Consider the following 17052-nt stretch of genomic DNA (forward strand, 5'->3'; position numbering starts at 1 on the left):
ACTTTTTTTATAAAATACTTGAATACTTTAATTTTATTAGGTTTGCTAAAATTTTCTACCCGGATATAATCTTTCCGGACCATACTAAAACTTTATTATTACCCTAGAAATTATGAAAAAAAGTATTCAGCTTTTGATGATGTCGATGTTTTTAAGCCCATTGATGAATGCTCAGATAAAGGATTTTGTCATCGAACCCCCGATTAAACCCAACTTATATATTTACAAAAGTTTTGGAGTATTTGGAGGAAGAGAATATTCTGCTAATGCAGCCTACCTCATCACCAAAAAAGGAGTGGTTTTATTTGATGTTCCATGGCCGAAAGAACAGTATCAAACCTTAATGGATACAATAAAAAAGCGTCATAACTTACCTGTTATTGCTGTATTTGCAACACATTCACATGATGACAGAGCCGGAGATTTAAGCTTTTACAATAATAAAGGGATTAAAACGTTCGCTACAGCAAAAACGAATGAGCTACTTAAGAAAGACGGAAAAGCAACTTCCACAGACATTATAAAAGTCGGAAAACCTTATAAAATAGGCGGAGAAGAGTTTGTGGTAGATTTTCTTGGAGAAGGTCATACCGTTGACAATGTAGTGGTATGGTTTCCAAAATATAAAGTTTTAGATGGTGGATGTCTCGTAAAAAGCAGAACAGCAACCGATTTAGGCTTTACAGGAGAAGCCAACGTAGCCCAATGGCCGCAAACTATGGAAAAACTGAAATCCAAATATTCGCAGGCCACTCTGATTATTCCCGGACATGATGAATGGAAAGGTGGCGGACATGTAGAGCATACCCTTGATCTCCTAAATAAAAATCCAAAAGGAAATTAGAAACAGACATCATTTGTTATCCATATTAAAAACAAAAAAAATCCCGGACTTTCATCCGGGATTTGTATTTTACTGTATTTTCTAATCCAAAACACTCCATCCTCTCTTCGGATTGGTATTGGTAGAAACTTCTTGTTCGTTAACAATAATATTTTCTTTTCTCTGACCGATATAATCCAGCTCACTCAGTTTAGAGAAGATCGTTTCCAGACTTCTCAACATCTGTTGAATATACAATAACGGCTCTCCGCAGTTGTGGTGGTCATAGTTGGTCTCAGCCACAATAGAAAGCTGATTTAATAAGGTATGTGGAGCAATTTCGCTCCATTCAAGGCTATAATTCAACATTTCTTCCAATTCAGCAGGAACAAGAAGTTGAGTGGAATTATATAAATGAAGTGCCAGCCTTGCAAAAGATTCGATCAGGAATACCGGCGGTTGCCACGGCGTAATATTCCTAAACTGGAAATACATATCTCCAAAGGTATTTACCATTGTGGTACAAAGAAACTTAACATTTTGTGCCAGTGCTGTATTCTGATTTTTATGCGATGCTTTCTGAATAATTTTAAATGCATACTGTTGCAGATTTCCAATGGATTTTGCGTAGCTGTTGTAGTATTCTATCAAAGCCGGATGACTCTGAACAGAGGTACACGGCGGGATAAAATTAGAATCTACCTGTGCAATATTGGCCTTCAGATCTACTTTCCCAACGATCAGATAATTTCCTCCCGAATAGCTGCTGTTGAGCGAAGTTACAGGAAGTAATTCAATGTGGTGATTGGGTTGTGCATTGGGATGACGCGGCGGGATCTCTTCCGGATCAATATCACCGAAAGGTACTTTATCAAAAGGATTAACAGAAATAAGGATATAATATTCCCCGTCTGCCTGCTCTTCGTTCATCGATTTTGCTAATGATTTTACACTGATTCTTCTGTCGTTTAATTCAATGCGATATCCTGCCATCGTAACAGCGCTGCATCGTTTAATGACCAACTGTACATCATTGGTAGCGGTATTGTGTACATCAAAAATCGTACGATCTGTATATTCGTTAGAAATAGGTAAAAGACCGTAATTATATGTAGTAATCCCAAGTGAATTGGAATCTCTGATCGTATCAATTAAGAAATTATCCTGATCATTAAGGTGTCTCTGGGAAACTTTCATCCCATCCACCCAATTGATTGCAAAATGTTTAATAGGTTGTATCATGTTTAATACTTTTTAATTTTTTGTGTTTATGCTTTTCTTACGATTCCCTCCTCCTCATGTTGAATAACTCTTTTACAAATTACCACTTCATTCTCAGAAATGTTGTTTGTAGAAATATCATGGTCAAAATCTATATATTTTCTAAAACTGAAAAATGATTTCTTAGTATAGAAAATCCAGTAATAAGGCTCTTTTTCCTCATCTGAAAGGTGAATAACAGAACCCGGATTTTTATGATTGTAATCATCAACTACTCTATAAAACCAGTCCCCGAAAGTAACTCCGGTCGGAAGTGTTTTTGCTTTAATTCTGAATCGGTTTGAATCTTCTAATTTTTTACTTAATTCAACATTCAAAACCATTAATCTGTCAAAATCTGCCCCTTCAAAATCGGGAAGTTTCTGCTCCGGAGAATATCTCCAGGTTTTATAAATATCAAAAGGAATACTGATAAACTGAATATAGCAGTAATAAAATACCATTGGAACAACAAAAATCACCATGCTTGTTGCAGCCATCACCGGATATCCTGTTCCTTTACTCATCCAGTTAAAAAGTAGGGTAAATAAATAGCCACCCAATACAATACACGTTATTGAAAGTATGGATTCAAATAAAATACTCATCGCAATAGAATCAATATGCTTCTTAAAATATTTATGCAATAAGTTAACATGAATAATCCCAAAAATAAGATAAATGATCTGAGCAATAATATACCAGTACGGGTTAAAAAGATTTCCGGCAAACCCAAAGACTCCGGGAATAGCCAGACATAAACTGCATAGAAGAATGTATACAATAATTACTTTAATTTTGATCGCAGGTTTATTTCTCCTGATTACACCGAGTATAACCATCATAATAATTGCGATTAAAGGCATTAAAATATACCTTAAAAAAATACCTTTTACTGAAGAAATTTCCATTTGTTTCTTTTCGAATTTATACTTTGTTGGTAGTTGTAAATATAATAAAATAATTTAGAGGAATGTAGAGTATCCAAGGCGGCTGGCATTTCTTTCATCATCTTCAAGACTGAAAGAATATTCCAGTTTTTCGGTAACAAAATTTTCCTCCACATCTACGGTTACAGGAAGAAAGTAATCATAAAGTGCCTCAAGTACTTTTCTGAACGGACTTCCCGGAATATACTTTTTCATATCCTCATAAGGAATAGGGCCGATATTAATCACCCAGTTTCTTTGCCCGTCCATATGTCTTCCACTCGGAATATAGGTTACCCCCAATCTGGAATTCCCCAATAACATCGAGTCGTCATTTTTCTCTATTTCATCAATAATATTAGGTGAAAACGTTACTTCTACCGGCACTTGCAGAAAAGCGGTCATACATCGTTCAAACCATTTTTTGCTTCCTCTGATCTGGTGAAAAAACGGTAAAATATGCATAAATATATAGGCATTCTGCTTATCCAGCATTCTGATCAGAGGCCAAAGTTCACTTACAGTCTCCAGTAAAGCATCTGTATTGCTTGTGATGTCAAATTCAGACTCTTTGAGTAATGCACTGATCTCAGTAAAAAATACTTCCAGTTCAAAAGGACGGAAAAACTTCCTTGCATCATCTTCTACCCTTTTCTGTTTCCTGATTTCTCTTACTACCGTGTCTACATTTTTTCTGGAAGCTCCGAGAGACGGTGGATGAAACAACCCTTCAGGAAGGTAATCGTAAATACCTTCTCTGTAGCTTTCTATAGTATATACTTCCTCGTCAAAGCCTAAATAACTGCTTGAAATACTTTTAATATCCTTTAAATAGGCGCGGTCATTTACCCCGACCCGTTCAATAAAAATATTGCTTACTGTCCGGTGGTATTTCAACAGATTAACAGCCACAGCCTCAGCCTTAAAGTCTGTCTGCAGCTTATTGTAATTCATGTCTACAATATTATTCTCATGCATAGTGTTTCCTCTGATTATGACTTGTAAAGATAATATATCTCTCAAGTTTGAAAAAATATTTTACCAATAATTTTATTTTAAAAATACTAATTTATTGGTATTAAAAAGAAAAAAATTCCGCAAATTCCGTAAAAATACGGGGAAAAGCAGATTTGTTGCCCTTATAAAATCTAAAGTTTGGTGTTAAAAACCAGATGTTTAAAAATTCATGTTTCCTGGTTATTCCCGTTTTATGGTAACTCATTGGCTAAATTAAAGTATAAAATGTTTACTATTCCTCTCCTCTATTCCATTTTTATATTCTTAAACATAAACACATTTTATAAATCTTTCCAAACCTAGGACAATTTCTATTTTAATTGGATTAAATTTTATTAACATAATATTATAGAATAAATCCGGGATAAGTCATGCTCATTCCGAATTCGGGCCGTATCTTTGCAGACTGAAAATTGTTATTTAAAATGAAAAGTATTTATTCTAAAATTCTGATTTTAGCATTCATCTCCTCTTCACTTTATTCTTATGCGTGGGGATTAACTGGGCACAGAGTCATTGCAGACATCGCAGAAAACCACCTTTCCGGGAAAGCAAGAAGAGAGATCAGAAAAATAATGGGAAAAGAACGCCTGGCGTACTGGGCCAACTGGCCGGATTTTATCAAATCTGATACAACAGGAGTTTGGAAACAGGCTTCATCATGGCATTATGTCAACATTGATCCTCAGACTGATTTCAAAAATTTTGATCAAAATCTGAAAATGCAGGCAGGACCTAGTCTTTACACGCAGGTAAACACGTTATCAAGCCAGATCAAGGACAAAAATACGTCTGAAAAAGACAGAAAGATTGCTCTGATTTTCCTTATCCATATTATGGGTGATCTCGCACAGCCTCTACACGTAGGAAGAGCAGAAGATTTAGGAGGAAATAAAATCAACGTTACTTATTTTGGTGATAAAACGAATTTACACTCCGTTTGGGATGGGAAATTGGTAGATTCTCAAAAATACAGTTATACGGAGTATTCTAAACTTTTAGACATTAAATCTAAAGACGAAGTAAAACAAATTCAATCCGGAACACTGGAAGACTGGTTATATGATTCTCACAAAATTGCCAACAAGATCTATGCACAGACCCCTGATGGCTCAAAATTATCATACGACTATCAATATAAGTTCAACGAAACTCTTGAAAGACAACTTCTTTACGGAGGTTTGAGACTAGCAAAAGTATTAAACGAGCTTTTTTAATTGAAAATTAATTTCAACAATAGAATATAAAAACGAAACTTCGGTTTCGTTTTTTTTTGTTTAAAGTCCTTGATTCAAAAGGTAGCCGCCAAGACCAAAAAGAGTAAATAAATGCACCCGGATTCCTACGGAATGACAATGTTTGCAGGTATCATCCTATTTTGTGATGTTAACACGTTTTGTCATTCCGTAGGAATCTAAATTTTAATATACGTGTGGATTGTATTGATTTTGTATAGCTTTCAACCACCCCGTCAAAAATTCTTTGAATTTTCGCCACCCCTCCAAAGGAGGGGAATGAGGGAAGTCGTTCTTATTGAAGAATGTTAAGATTACATTTCTTTCTTGCCTATTTTCTCTTTATTCTGATCTCTTCGATTTGCTTCCGACGATTATATTTAACAAAAAAATAAAACTTGTGTAACCTTTTCATGTTTCTATACGTATAATATATAGTAACTCTTTTTTGAGGATAAAAATAAATGAGACAATTAAAGATCACTAAGCAGGTAACCAATAGGGAAACTGCTTCATTAGACAAGTATTTGCAGGAAATTGGTAAAGTAGAACTGATTACTGCGGACGAAGAAGTAGAATTGGCACAAAGAATACGTGCTGGCGACAGAGCTGCACTGGAGAAACTAATCAAAGCCAACCTTCGTTTCGTGGTTTCCGTATCTAAACAGTACCAGAATCAAGGCCTTTCTTTACCCGATTTGATTAATGAAGGAAATTTAGGATTGATGAAAGCGGCAAAAAGGTATGATGAAACTAGAGGTTTCAAATTTATCTCTTATGCAGTATGGTGGATCCGTCAATCAATTTTACAGGCGTTGGCTGAGCAATCAAGAATTGTAAGACTTCCGTTGAACAAAATTGGTTCCATCAATAAAATTAATAAAGCATACGCTCACCTTGAGCAGGAAAATGAAAGACCACCTTCTCCGGAAGAATTGGCTGAAGTTCTTGACATGAGTGAGGAGGATATTAAAGAATCGATGAAAAACTCCGGAAGACATTTGTCTATGGATGCACCTTTAGTAGAAGGTGAAGATTCTAACCTTTATGATGTATTGCGTTCAGGGGAATCACCAAGTCCGGATAAAGATTTGATGCTTGAATCTCTACAAATCGAGATTGAAAGAGCATTGAATACTTTGACTCCAAGAGAGGCAGATTTGGTAAGGTTATACTTCGGACTGAACGGAAAACACCCAATGACTTTAGAAGAAATTGGTGAAACTTTCGATCTTACAAGAGAGAGAGTGCGTCAGATCAAAGAAAAAGCGATCAAGAGATTGAAGCACAATACCAGAAGTAAGATTTTGAAATCTTATTTAGGTAAATAATTTTAGCGAAACAAAATTTTATAGGCGGAGTCTGTTTTCAGGCTCCGTTTTTTTATTTTTGTATTTATGGAAGAAAATAAATTTAATCAAATTATAAAGAGTGAAACATTTGGCTTAATTTCCGATTTTGGAGAAATGACCTTAGATAGCATTATCGATAATAATGTTATAAAAGAAATTCCGATAATTGGAACAATAGCAAAAGCACTAAGTATTGGTATTAGTATTAATGATAAGCTATTCATCAAAAAATTATATTATTTTTTAATGGAATTAGAAAATGTAGATAGACATATAATCTTAAGAGAAATTCAATATATTGATGATTCCCCAAAATACAAACAAAAAGTTGGTGAAAAATTATTAGAGATTATTACTAGAATTGATTCCGATGAAAAGCCTAAGATTATTGGAAAGTTATTTAAGAATTTTATTTCAAAAAATATAAAATATTATGATTTTTTAAAGCTTTCAAACATAGTTGAAAAAGCATTATACTATGATTTAATTTTACTTAAAGAATGTAAAAACAACAATTTTTATATCGATTTAGATGAGGAACTATATAATTTAGGATTGATTGACATAAAAAAAATGGGAAATTTTGATTCAACTGAAATAGAAGATGCTGAATATGATAATATAACCTATATAATTACGAAAAGAGGAAATCTTTTATTAGAATATGGATTAAAATAATAATTAATCATATTATAAATAATTTTAGCGAAACAAAATTTTATAGGCGGAGTCTGTTTTCAGGCTCCGTTTTTTTTTGTAACAATTTCAAAAGTTTGTTCAACTAATTAAAATCATATTCGATATCAAATCTGAAAAGAATTTAAATGCTTAATTTTATTCGTTGATGCAGAAGGCCTTTCTATAAAATGAACCAATTAATACAAAACAATCTATGAAAAAAATATTCTTCGCCTCTACTCTTGCTCTTGCTATAATTTCCTGCAGAGAAAATAAACCGGAGAATCCTTTGGCGGACAATGCGGTTGACAATGCCGAATCTTCTGTTTCCACCTCATTTAAAAGTTATCGTGGTAATGAAACAACAGTAGACAATATATATTTTGAATTAATTAAAAATGACAAAAAGCTTACAGCACTTAATTCCAAAATAGTAAAAACCTTTGAAGAAAGTGGCAAAGTTGTAGCTCAATATAAAAACATATTAAACACTTCAGCTTCATTTTACCAGGATGCCAGTTATCAGACAAAAAATATTACAGATTCATTGGTAAAACAGCAGGTAGAAAAAGAAATTCAGGCCAGCTCTGATCAGTATGATCTTAAAGTTAAAAATATCACAGATCGTATCAATCTGATTACCAAAAACAACGAAACATTAACCAATTTATATACTGTTTTTAAAATCAGAAAAACACTTCCTGAAATTGAAAAGTATCAAAAGGCTCATCCCCTGAAAACAGATAGCCTGGACAGTTTCATCAATAGACAAAATACATTGGTGGAAGAATTAAAAAAATTAAAATAACACTTATGACTTATACGACGAAATGGCTTACTGATAAAACACGTGTTGAAGAACTCGTTGATTTTTTTATTACGCATAAAACCGACTCCTATATTTCCCACAGTGAGATTATGTACGGCAGAGCCTTAGATGCTCAACACTGGAATCCTGACCTCAGAGCTGTATTTACAGAACAGCTTATGACCGATTATGACTATGACGGAACTTCAAAACTGAAGATTTTAATTGCAGAAAATGAAGATGAAAAAATTGTAGGAATGCTGGTTTTTAACATTATCAGCAGCCCTTTTAAAAAGTATGCTATTTTAGAAGATATGCTGTTGGATCAAGCTGTGAGAGGACAATCCCTGGGAAGTAAGCTTATGGAAGAGGTAATCACGGAAGCTAAAAAATGGGATATCAGTTTTATTATGCTGGAAAGTGGTGTTAATAATCATGGAGCGCACCATTTCTTTGGTAAATATGGTTTTGAAAAAGTATCCGAAAGTTTTATGTTAACATTATAAAAGAACACTTATTTCAAAAGTTAGCTCAGTACATTTTTTATCTAAAACCTTATACGGATGAATACAATTTCAATAGTCGGTGCCGGAATCGGCGGTCTTACTCTGGGAAATGTCCTTAAGCAGCATCAATATGATTTTACGATTTACGAATCAGCTTCTGAAATAAAACCTGTTGGAGCCGGAATTATGATGGCTGTGAATGCTATGCAGGTTTTTGACCGGTTGGGTTTAAAAGAAAAAATCGAAAAAGCCGGAAATAAAATTCATAGAATTACGATAACCGATGAGTCGCTGCGAACCATTTCAAAAACTGAAATTCTTGACCTGGAAAAACAGTACAATTCCTGTAATGTAGCAATTCATAGGGCTGAACTTCAAAAGATTCTTGTGGAAAATATAGGTTCAGAAAATATTCAGCTTAATCATTCTTTAGTCAACATTGAAAAGAAAGATCATTATATTTTAGGTTTTGAAAATAGTGTCCGGGCAGAAAGCAGGATCATTTTTGGAGCAGATGGAATAAAATCGCCAATCCGGAATCAAGTTTTAAAATCCGGAACGATACGAAATTCAGGACAGAAATGCTGGCGCGGCCTGGTAGACTTTGAACTACCGGAGAAATACCATCAGGAAGCTTTTGAAGTATGGGGAAAAGGAAAACGCTTTGGATTTGTTAAGATTTCCGATAAAAAAATATACTGGTATGCTTGTGTAAATGAGAAAAGTTTCAGCCACTATAGCACGATTGCAGAGATTTTCAAGGATTTTGATTCTTTAGTTTTAAATCTTATTGAATCTACTTCAAAAGAAAATATCATCTGTAATACCATCACCGACCTCTCTCCCATTCCAAAATGGTATTCTGAAAACCTGTGTCTGATTGGAGATGCCGCACATGCCACAACTCCTAATATGGGACAAGGAGCCTGTCAGGCAATTGAAGATGCTTATATTATCGGAAGATTGCTGGAGAAAAGCAGTGACTTTAATGCTATTTTTGAAGAATTTCAGAAAATCAGGAGAAAAAAGGTAGATTATATTGTGAGTACAAGCCGTAGCATTGGAAAAGTTTCTCAGTGGGAACATGGAAATACATTGCGTAATTTTTTAATGAGACTGATTCCGGAAAGTACGAATGAAAAGATGGCCAGGAAAATTATTGAATTGGAAATGTAATATTCATAAAACAGAAAGCTGCCTTTGGTAAGACAGCTTTCAATTGTATTTAATTTGATTAATAAGTAAAAGTAATACCGGCTCCCCAGCCCATTTCATTATCATAGTTTCCGGAGAGAGACATCCATTTCTGAACAATGTATCTCAATCCTGTTGAAAACTCTCCGTCTGAATTGACACTGAAATTTCCTCTCAGCCTTCTGGAAAGCGGAATATCTTCTCTGCTTAACTCCAATAGTACTTTTCCGTTCTGATCAACACTTGCATCAGCGGTAATCAACATTGGCAACACATACTGCATCCCGACTATGAAAGCGAATTTATTTTTTGAAGCTTTCTGTTGACCGAACCACGTCTTTTTTCCATGGAAATCAGCTCCCATATTTTCTGCCATCTGCCTTTCCATAATTTCATGGTTCTTCTGAAATCTGAACCCCACATAGGGAAGCGCCCACTGGAATTTTCCTAAAAATCTTCCTGCTTTTACACTTCCTTCAAGGTGATCAAAGTTCCAGTTGGAATGAAATTCATTAAGATTAGCCCATCTTGGCCCAAACATTGTCATCGTCTCAGCATGTATCTTATTGCTTGCTACATCCAGCATTGCCATAGAACTGATCATCTGGTTATCTTTCATGAAATTCTTCCATGCCAGTTTTCTGTTCGGAAGCTGTGGATTGGGTTTTGAATTTTCATAACTGAATATTCTACCCATTCCCGCCATCATATGGTATAAAATGTGACAGTGGAAAAACCAGTCTCCATCTTGATTGGCTGCGAATTCAATCGTAACCGTTTCCATTGGCATAATATCTACTACATTTTTCAGCGGTGAATATTCTCCTTTTGAATTAATCAGTCTGAAGTCGTGACCATGAAGGTGCATAGGATGACGCATCATTGAATTGTTATACATCTTAACTCTCAGCACCTCTCCTTTTTTAATAAGGATCTTATCCGTTTCTGTGACCGTTTTATTATCAAGAGTCCACAGATAATGATTCATATTTCCTTCCAGGGTAAATTTCATTTCACGAATGCTATCAGTTGGAAGAATGGTTTTCTCAGGAGATTTTAAAATGTTGTATGAAAGTCTTTTAATCTGCTTTTCCTCCTGCATATCCATTCCTGAATGTTCCGAATGATCTACCTTCTTTTTTTCTTCTTTGGTTTTCACGCCCATCATCTCATTCATGTGCTTCATTGTGGTTTTTCGCTGGCTTTCAGATAATTCAGGATACATTACTTCATTCATATCCATCATCTGGTTCCCCATCGTCATATTCATCGGCTTCATATTTCCGCTCATCTTCATCATTCCATTCATCATTTTCATCCCTTCAAAAAGCATTAATCTCGGCAAATCAGGAGCTGCCACTTTTTCTCCAGAACCCAACCAGAGCGATGCATGTCCAATTCTGTCTTCTGAAGTCGCACGAAATTCAAAGCTCTTATTTTCAGGAATAGTGACCTCAATATCATAGGTTTCGGAAACCCCGACAATCAATCGATCAACTTCCACAGGAACCACATCATTTCCATCGTTTCCGACCACTTTTATTTTTCCGCCACCATAATTCAGCCAGAAATAAGTAGATGAGCCACCATTTGCCACTCTTAATCGTACTTTATCACCTGCTTTTAGATTAGAATAATCTGAACTTGGAGCTCCGTTAATAAGGAATTTATCATAGTATACATCACTTACATCCATTGCCTCCATCCTTTTCCATTCATTCAAAGCTTTTGTTCCGAAGTTTCCGGATTTAATGGCCTCCCAATAACTTTGGACTGCATTTTTCTTAACTGCATACCAATCGGTGTTGGCCATATGAAGCCTTCTGGCAATCTGCATAGGATCATCATCACTCCAATCGCCCAGCAATACGGGAATTTCAGCGTTGTATTTTATCGCAGGCTCTCCTTCTCTCTTTTTAAAAACCAGAATCCCATTCATCCCAATCTGTTCCTGAAGTGCTTCATGGGAATGATACCAATAGGTTCCGTTTTGAGAAATTCTGAATTTGTACAAGTGAGTCTCACCGGGTTTTACAGGTTTAGTGGTAAGATATGGAACACCATCCTGCTCATTGGGCAGAATTACACCATGCCAGTGAAGACCCGTATTTTCTTTGAGCATATTGTGCAGATAGATTTCTGCAGTATCTCCTTCGGTAAAATACAAAGTCGGAGCCTGGAGCTTACCGTTTATGGCAAGAGCTCTACGGTTTTTTCCGGTAAAATTGACAATCGTATCTTTTACATACAGGTCATATCGAACCGTTTTCCCTCCAAAAGTAAGCCTTCCGTTTTCTGAATTCTTTTTTAAAACAGTCTTTTCTTCTGACGGAACCTCAGCAGTTTCATGCTGATGATTTTCCTTTTCTACTAAATCCATTCCACATTTTGGGCATTTTCCCGGCTTATCGGAAATAACTTCCGGGTGCATTGGACAAGTATAAGTAGTTTGAGACTGAGGGTTAGTTTTATTTAATTTAATTTCTGTAGATTTTGTCTTTATCTCTGTTTGAGATACAGCTTTCTCTGCCGGCTTTGCAACCTTTTTTTTCACCAATGTCATTCCGCACTTGGGACAGTCTCCAGGTTTTGAGGAAACAACTTCCGCGTGCATCGGACAGGTATAAGAAGTATTTGTTGTTTGGGCGAAAATAAAAACAGAGAACAAAAGCACCAGAAACATTATTAGCTTTTTCATAATATTTCGAACTTTTATAGAAGCTGCACAACTTAAAGTCAATGATGACATAAGCTATGCAACTTATTGTTTTAAAAACGAGTACAACACTTATTTAATTTCTGACTTCACACTTCCGCATGAAAGCATAGACTTGCCATAGTAAGGATTTGCGATTTGTTTTTCATCGCTTAACCAGCTACTGTCGGCCATTGGACAGTATTGTACGTAAACCGGTTTTTCGGAAAGTTTGAATTGTTTTGTCAGAGCAATCATATTGTCTGAAAGGTTCATAAAAGTCTCTCGCTGTGCGGTAACAGTTCTTGCGTCGGAAATAGCAGAAGCATCTTTTCTGAGGATATTAAGATTGCCTTCAGAAACTAACTTATAATCGATCGTTGAAGCTGTTTTAATGAATTCTGTTGCAGCTTTGGAAGTTTTATCGGCATCATCAGAAGCTAAAGCAGATTTGATAGCGATGTAGTTCTGATAGAGTTTTGAAACTTTAGCATCTTTTTTAGATTGTGCTGAAAGCGAAATAATAGAGAATATTGATAAAGCTGCTGTTATGATGTATTTTTTCATTGTTTTAAATTTTAGAATTAATTTTAATAAAGAATTATTGAGAACGCACAGGAAATGCGTCAGAGCATGTCGTCTGTAACCCTATGATAATCATGTGGAAAACGACGGATGAATTCTAAATTCTAAAATTACAATGATTGATATAGATAGGTACCGGTCTGTATTCCGGTGGTGCATTGATCTGAATCTGAGTGAATTTCGATACTGAAAAAGATCGGTCTACAAAGAAAAACTGAGGTTCTGCCGGAATTTCTGAAATCTGGCTTAAAAAATCAATTTTGAGAAAATCCGATTTCTGAGAATCATCAACTTTTACAATTTTAATTTCTGTTTTGCAGCATCCTTTTTTATCTTTAACACCGCATTTACCGCAGATATCATTGGTTTTCTGACTCACAGAAACAAATTCCTGCATACAATAATGAACGCTAAAAGCTGCCCCGGAAGAAAATCCAAAGTAGAAAATAGAGAATAGTATGGCAAGAATCTTTTTCATTAGTATGACAAAGTTAAAAATATCCGTTAAACCGTTGTTATAAAATTCGGTATTGTTGTTATAAAATTCCGGCAAATAAAAAAGCTTCTGAAAAAAATTCAAAAGCTTTCTATTTTTATACTCTGAAAAGAATCAGATGATATCGTTATAAAATCAGTCGCTATTTCTAGCCTATTATAGTCTAAAGTTCAGGGTAACATTAAAGAAACGTCCTGTAAGACGTACCGGAACCGGATAGATATTTGTATTGGCTGAGTTATAATCCGTAATCCACTGGTTGGCCACTGTATTATTAATGTTAAATGCATTGAAAACCTGAACTCCAAGCGTTAATTCCTGGAAGTTCCCCCAGAAACCTGATCTTTTATTTTTATCTTTCGGATCAATAAAAACCTTGGTAAGTCCTATATCCACTCTTTTATAAGATGGTAATGTTTTCTGATAGGTATATGCTGAATTAAAATCAGGTTGCCCGTTGCTGTCAAACATCACAGGAGCTCCTGTTGGCAATCCCATAGCATACACCAAGGTAAGATTTACTCTCATTGATGGAAATTGCGGCATATAATCCTGATAGAACATGGCAAATCTGAATCTCTGATCTGTTGGCCTCGGAATATCTCCTCTTCCGTCAATATTTTCATACACTCTTGCGTAACTTGCCGATAACCAGGAATCTACTCCCGGAACGAATTCACCAAATAATCGCGTATCAATTCCATAGGCATATCCTTTAGCATTATTTTCTCCTGAATAACGGATTCTAACATTATCCATATAATACGGAATCAGGTTATCCATTTTCTTATAATACAATTCCGTCGTCAGTTTAAACGGACGGTCATACATCTGAAACTCATAATCGTTGGCAAGAATCAGCTGCATAGAACGTTGTGACTTTATATTTGGATTAAAGTTACCATCCAGATCTTTAATTTCCTTATAGAAAGGAGCCTGATAATAGATCCCTCCGGAAATTTTAAATAACATATCGGTATCCCAGTCCGGTTTGATCGCAAATTGAAATCTTGGTGAAAATATCGTTTCTTTGTTAAAGCTCCAATTGGCAACTCTTACTCCGGCATTGACAAATACCTTACTCGCTCCCCAGTAAAACTTTTGGGAATATTGTGCATACGCTGACAATCTTGAAGGCTCGATGTTATTTTTTCCGGCAATATAATAAACCAGTTTCAGATCTCCTGTAGCACCGGTTCTCGGATCAATCACCTCCGGTCTTGGAAGGCTGTATCCTGCAGAATCTACCAATTTCCATTCGTTGGTAAGGTCTTTCAGATTTTCTTTTTCATATTTAACTCCTACTTCAATATCTGTATTGACATTTGGAGAGAATTTAGCTCTGAACTGTGTTCCATAAGTTCTTACAAACAAATCATTTCTGGCATGATCAATCTGACTGCCTACATCATAAGACGCCACAGGATCTTTGGTAACAGGATCAAAAGTCTGTAACTGATAAACAGATTGGATAGAATAATATTCTCTCTCTCTGTTTTGATAGGCAAATGCATCCAATGTAAGCTTCCATTTCTCGGCTGGCTTATAATTCATCGAAAACGTTCCCATCATATTCTTGTACTGATCGTTTTCTTTTCCTAAGTAACCAATATCGACTGTAATCGGCTGCTGAAGACTTCCAAAAGTGACACTTTTTTGCTTGGGAATCATCTCATAATCATTCTTGGAATAATATCCGATGAAAGACATCGAGAATTTATCACTGACGTGATAATTAAGATAAGACTGGAAATCCCAATAAGTAGGATTAAAGTCCGTATCTTCTTTTAATGTATTAAGAACCAGATTGGTATTTCTATATCTTCCGGAAAATAAAGCGGTAAATTTTTTATTTTTTGAGGCTAAACCTGTGGTCAATCTCCCTCCAATTAAGCTAGCTTCCCCTGAAAGTTCAAATTTCTCAGGTTCACGGTAATAGATATTTAGAGCAGAAGACATTTTATCACCATATTTGGCTTCAAATCCTCCTGCAGAGAAATTCACACTCGAAACCATATCCGGGTTAATGATACTCATCCCCTCCTGCTGTGAGTTTCTGATCAGGAAAGGTCTGTAGATTTCAATATCATTAATATAGATAAGGTTTTCGTCATAGTTACCGCCACGTACCATATATTGGGAAGACAGCTCAGTATTGGAGTTTACGGAAGGTAAGGTTTTAATTAACCCTTCAATTCCTCCACTGATGGAAGCCACTGCTTTGGCATCTTTCGCTGAAATTTTTATATTGGTAAGGTCGTTGGTTCTTCCTGTCGTTTTTTTCTGGAATACAACTTCCTCTATATCGGTTACTCTAGTTGTTGCCGTATCTTTTTTTCTCTGTTGAGAAAAGATCAGTACAGGCACTATAAGGCTAAGCGGTAAAACTAGTTTTTTCAAAAGAAATGTTTTAGAATTTCTAAAATTAATGTTTTTTTAACAATTACAAAATCGATTCTCTAATTCTTGTTAATTTTTGTAGTAAATCTTCTAATAAATCCAGTCTTAACATGTTTGCTCCATCAGATAAAGCTGTTTCAGGCGTCGGATGTGTTTCAATGAAAATTCCATCAGCTCCTACTGCAATTCCAGCTTTAGCAACAGTTTCAATAAGATCCGGTCTTCCGCCTGTAACTCCTGAACTTTGGTTAGGCTGTTGCAAAGAATGCGTAACATCCAGAATTACAGGAGCATACTCTCTCATTGTTGGAATACCTCTGTAATCTACGATCAGATCTGTATATCCGAAAGAATTTCCTCTTTCAATAATTGCTACCTTCTGATTATTGGAATCCGTTATTTTCTGAACAGCAAACTTCATCGACTCCGGTGAAAGGAACTGTCCTTTTTTCAAGGTAACACATTTTCCGGTTTCTGCTGCTGCCACCAATAAATCTGTCTGGCGAACAAGAAATGCAGGAATCTGTAAAACATCAACGTATTGTGCAGCCAATGCAGCATGCTCATTTTCGTGGATATCCGTCGTTGTAGGAATATTAAAGGTCTCTCCTACTTTTTTAAGGATTTCAAGAGATTTCTCTTCACCAATTGTCGTGAAAGAATCTACACGGCTTCTGTTAGCCTTTTTAAAACTTCCTTTAAAAATATATGGAATATTGTACTTATCTGTGATGTTGATTACTTTCTCAGCTATTCTTAAAGCCATGTCTTCCCCTTCAATAATACAAGGTCCGGCGATAAGGAAAAAGTTTTTTGAATCTTTGTGTTGAATATTATCTAAATACTGAATCATTTTGTTGTAATTAAAAAGTTCAGTAAAAATACTGAGAAAGTTTCAGACTTGGAAATTATTTGGGTCCGGAGTTATGCTATATGTATTATTTGGAAAGAATCCTGATGGAAACCATGTCAATCCAGTCAGGTAATTCAATGGGAACGGGCTTTAGCCCGTTTATCAAAAGATAAAAAATCCATTGGCTTTAACCAAAACTTTTAGATTCCTACGGAATGACA

General features: G+C 35.4%; 15 protein-coding genes. 7 read left to right on the top strand and 8 right to left on the bottom strand.

Annotated elements, in window-relative coordinates; translation table 11 throughout:
- Positions 1 to 112: 112 nt before the first annotated feature.
- Positions 113 to 844 carry an IND family subclass B1 metallo-beta-lactamase gene (blaIND, locus tag EG342_RS18425; protein WP_103292343.1) on the top strand — a complete coding sequence of 244 codons (732 nt, stop codon included), beginning with the start codon at positions 113 to 115 and terminating at the stop codon, positions 842 to 844.
- A gap of 81 nt (positions 845 to 925) precedes the next feature.
- On the opposite strand, the gene EG342_RS18430 is transcribed toward blaIND, so the two are convergent.
- From EG342_RS18430 to EG342_RS18440, 3 genes are read right to left on the bottom strand one after another with little or no spacing between them, the layout of a single operon-like run.
- Positions 926 to 2065, bottom strand: coding sequence for a hypothetical protein (locus tag EG342_RS18430; protein ID WP_103292342.1), 1140 nt, complete (start codon positions 2063 to 2065; stop codon positions 926 to 928).
- A gap of 26 nt (positions 2066 to 2091) precedes the next feature.
- Positions 2092 to 2994 carry a TssN family type VI secretion system protein gene (locus tag EG342_RS18435; RefSeq protein ID WP_103292341.1) on the bottom strand — a complete coding sequence of 301 codons (903 nt, stop codon included), beginning with the start codon at positions 2992 to 2994 and terminating at the stop codon, positions 2092 to 2094.
- 54 nt (positions 2995 to 3048) lie between these two features.
- On the bottom strand, positions 3049 to 3966 hold the full coding sequence (locus EG342_RS18440) for a type VI secretion system baseplate subunit TssG (protein WP_246008657.1): 918 nt from the start codon (positions 3964 to 3966) through the stop codon (positions 3049 to 3051).
- Positions 3967 to 4454: 488 nt separating this feature from the next.
- On the opposite strand from EG342_RS18440, the gene EG342_RS18445 reads away from it, so the two are divergent.
- The 6 genes from EG342_RS18445 to EG342_RS18470 all read left to right on the top strand — a co-directional run bounded on the left by EG342_RS18445 (position 4455) and on the right by EG342_RS18470 (position 9784).
- Positions 4455 to 5246, top strand: coding sequence for a S1/P1 nuclease (locus EG342_RS18445; RefSeq protein WP_103292339.1), 792 nt, complete (start codon positions 4455 to 4457; stop codon positions 5244 to 5246).
- Between the two features lie 482 nt (positions 5247 to 5728).
- Entirely contained in the window at positions 5729 to 6595 is an 867-nt protein-coding gene (locus EG342_RS18450) for a sigma-70 family RNA polymerase sigma factor (RefSeq protein WP_002979276.1), read from the top strand.
- A gap of 66 nt (positions 6596 to 6661) precedes the next feature.
- Complete coding sequence (locus EG342_RS18455; protein ID WP_103292338.1) at positions 6662 to 7294, top strand: hypothetical protein; 633 nt, start codon at positions 6662 to 6664, stop codon at positions 7292 to 7294.
- A gap of 214 nt (positions 7295 to 7508) precedes the next feature.
- Positions 7509 to 8102 (top strand): hypothetical protein, encoded by a 594-nt coding sequence (locus tag EG342_RS18460; protein ID WP_103292337.1) that lies wholly within the window; start codon positions 7509 to 7511, stop codon positions 8100 to 8102.
- Positions 8103 to 8107: 5 nt separating this feature from the next.
- Positions 8108 to 8608 (top strand): GNAT family N-acetyltransferase, encoded by a 501-nt coding sequence (locus EG342_RS18465; protein ID WP_103292336.1) that lies wholly within the window; start codon positions 8108 to 8110, stop codon positions 8606 to 8608.
- A gap of 57 nt (positions 8609 to 8665) precedes the next feature.
- Positions 8666 to 9784 (top strand): FAD-dependent monooxygenase, encoded by a 1119-nt coding sequence (locus tag EG342_RS18470; protein WP_103292335.1) that lies wholly within the window; start codon positions 8666 to 8668, stop codon positions 9782 to 9784.
- A gap of 58 nt (positions 9785 to 9842) precedes the next feature.
- On the opposite strand, the gene EG342_RS18475 is transcribed toward EG342_RS18470, so the two are convergent.
- The 5 genes from EG342_RS18475 to kdsA all read right to left on the bottom strand — a co-directional run bounded on the left by EG342_RS18475 (position 9843) and on the right by kdsA (position 16831).
- On the bottom strand, positions 9843 to 12500 hold the full coding sequence (locus EG342_RS18475) for a multicopper oxidase domain-containing protein (RefSeq protein WP_164465204.1): 2658 nt from the start codon (positions 12498 to 12500) through the stop codon (positions 9843 to 9845).
- A gap of 90 nt (positions 12501 to 12590) precedes the next feature.
- Positions 12591 to 13064, bottom strand: coding sequence for a DUF3347 domain-containing protein (locus EG342_RS18480; RefSeq protein ID WP_103292333.1), 474 nt, complete (start codon positions 13062 to 13064; stop codon positions 12591 to 12593).
- Positions 13065 to 13179: 115 nt separating this feature from the next.
- Positions 13180 to 13560: an HYC_CC_PP family protein gene (locus EG342_RS18485; RefSeq protein ID WP_246008658.1), complete on the bottom strand. Its 381-nt coding sequence runs from the start codon at positions 13558 to 13560 to the stop codon at positions 13180 to 13182.
- Positions 13561 to 13734: 174 nt separating this feature from the next.
- The gene (locus tag EG342_RS18490; RefSeq protein ID WP_103292332.1) at positions 13735 to 15978 is read right to left on the bottom strand and encodes a TonB-dependent receptor plug domain-containing protein; all 2244 of its coding nucleotides are present in this window, start codon (positions 15976 to 15978) and stop codon (positions 13735 to 13737) included.
- Between the two features lie 43 nt (positions 15979 to 16021).
- Positions 16022 to 16831: a 3-deoxy-8-phosphooctulonate synthase gene (gene kdsA, locus EG342_RS18495; RefSeq protein WP_103292331.1), complete on the bottom strand. Its 810-nt coding sequence runs from the start codon at positions 16829 to 16831 to the stop codon at positions 16022 to 16024.
- Positions 16832 to 17052 lie beyond the last annotated feature (221 nt).

It is taken from the genome of Chryseobacterium lactis (assembly GCF_003815875.1).
In the GTDB taxonomy this organism is placed as follows: Bacteria; Bacteroidota; Bacteroidia; order Flavobacteriales; family Weeksellaceae; genus Chryseobacterium; species Chryseobacterium lactis.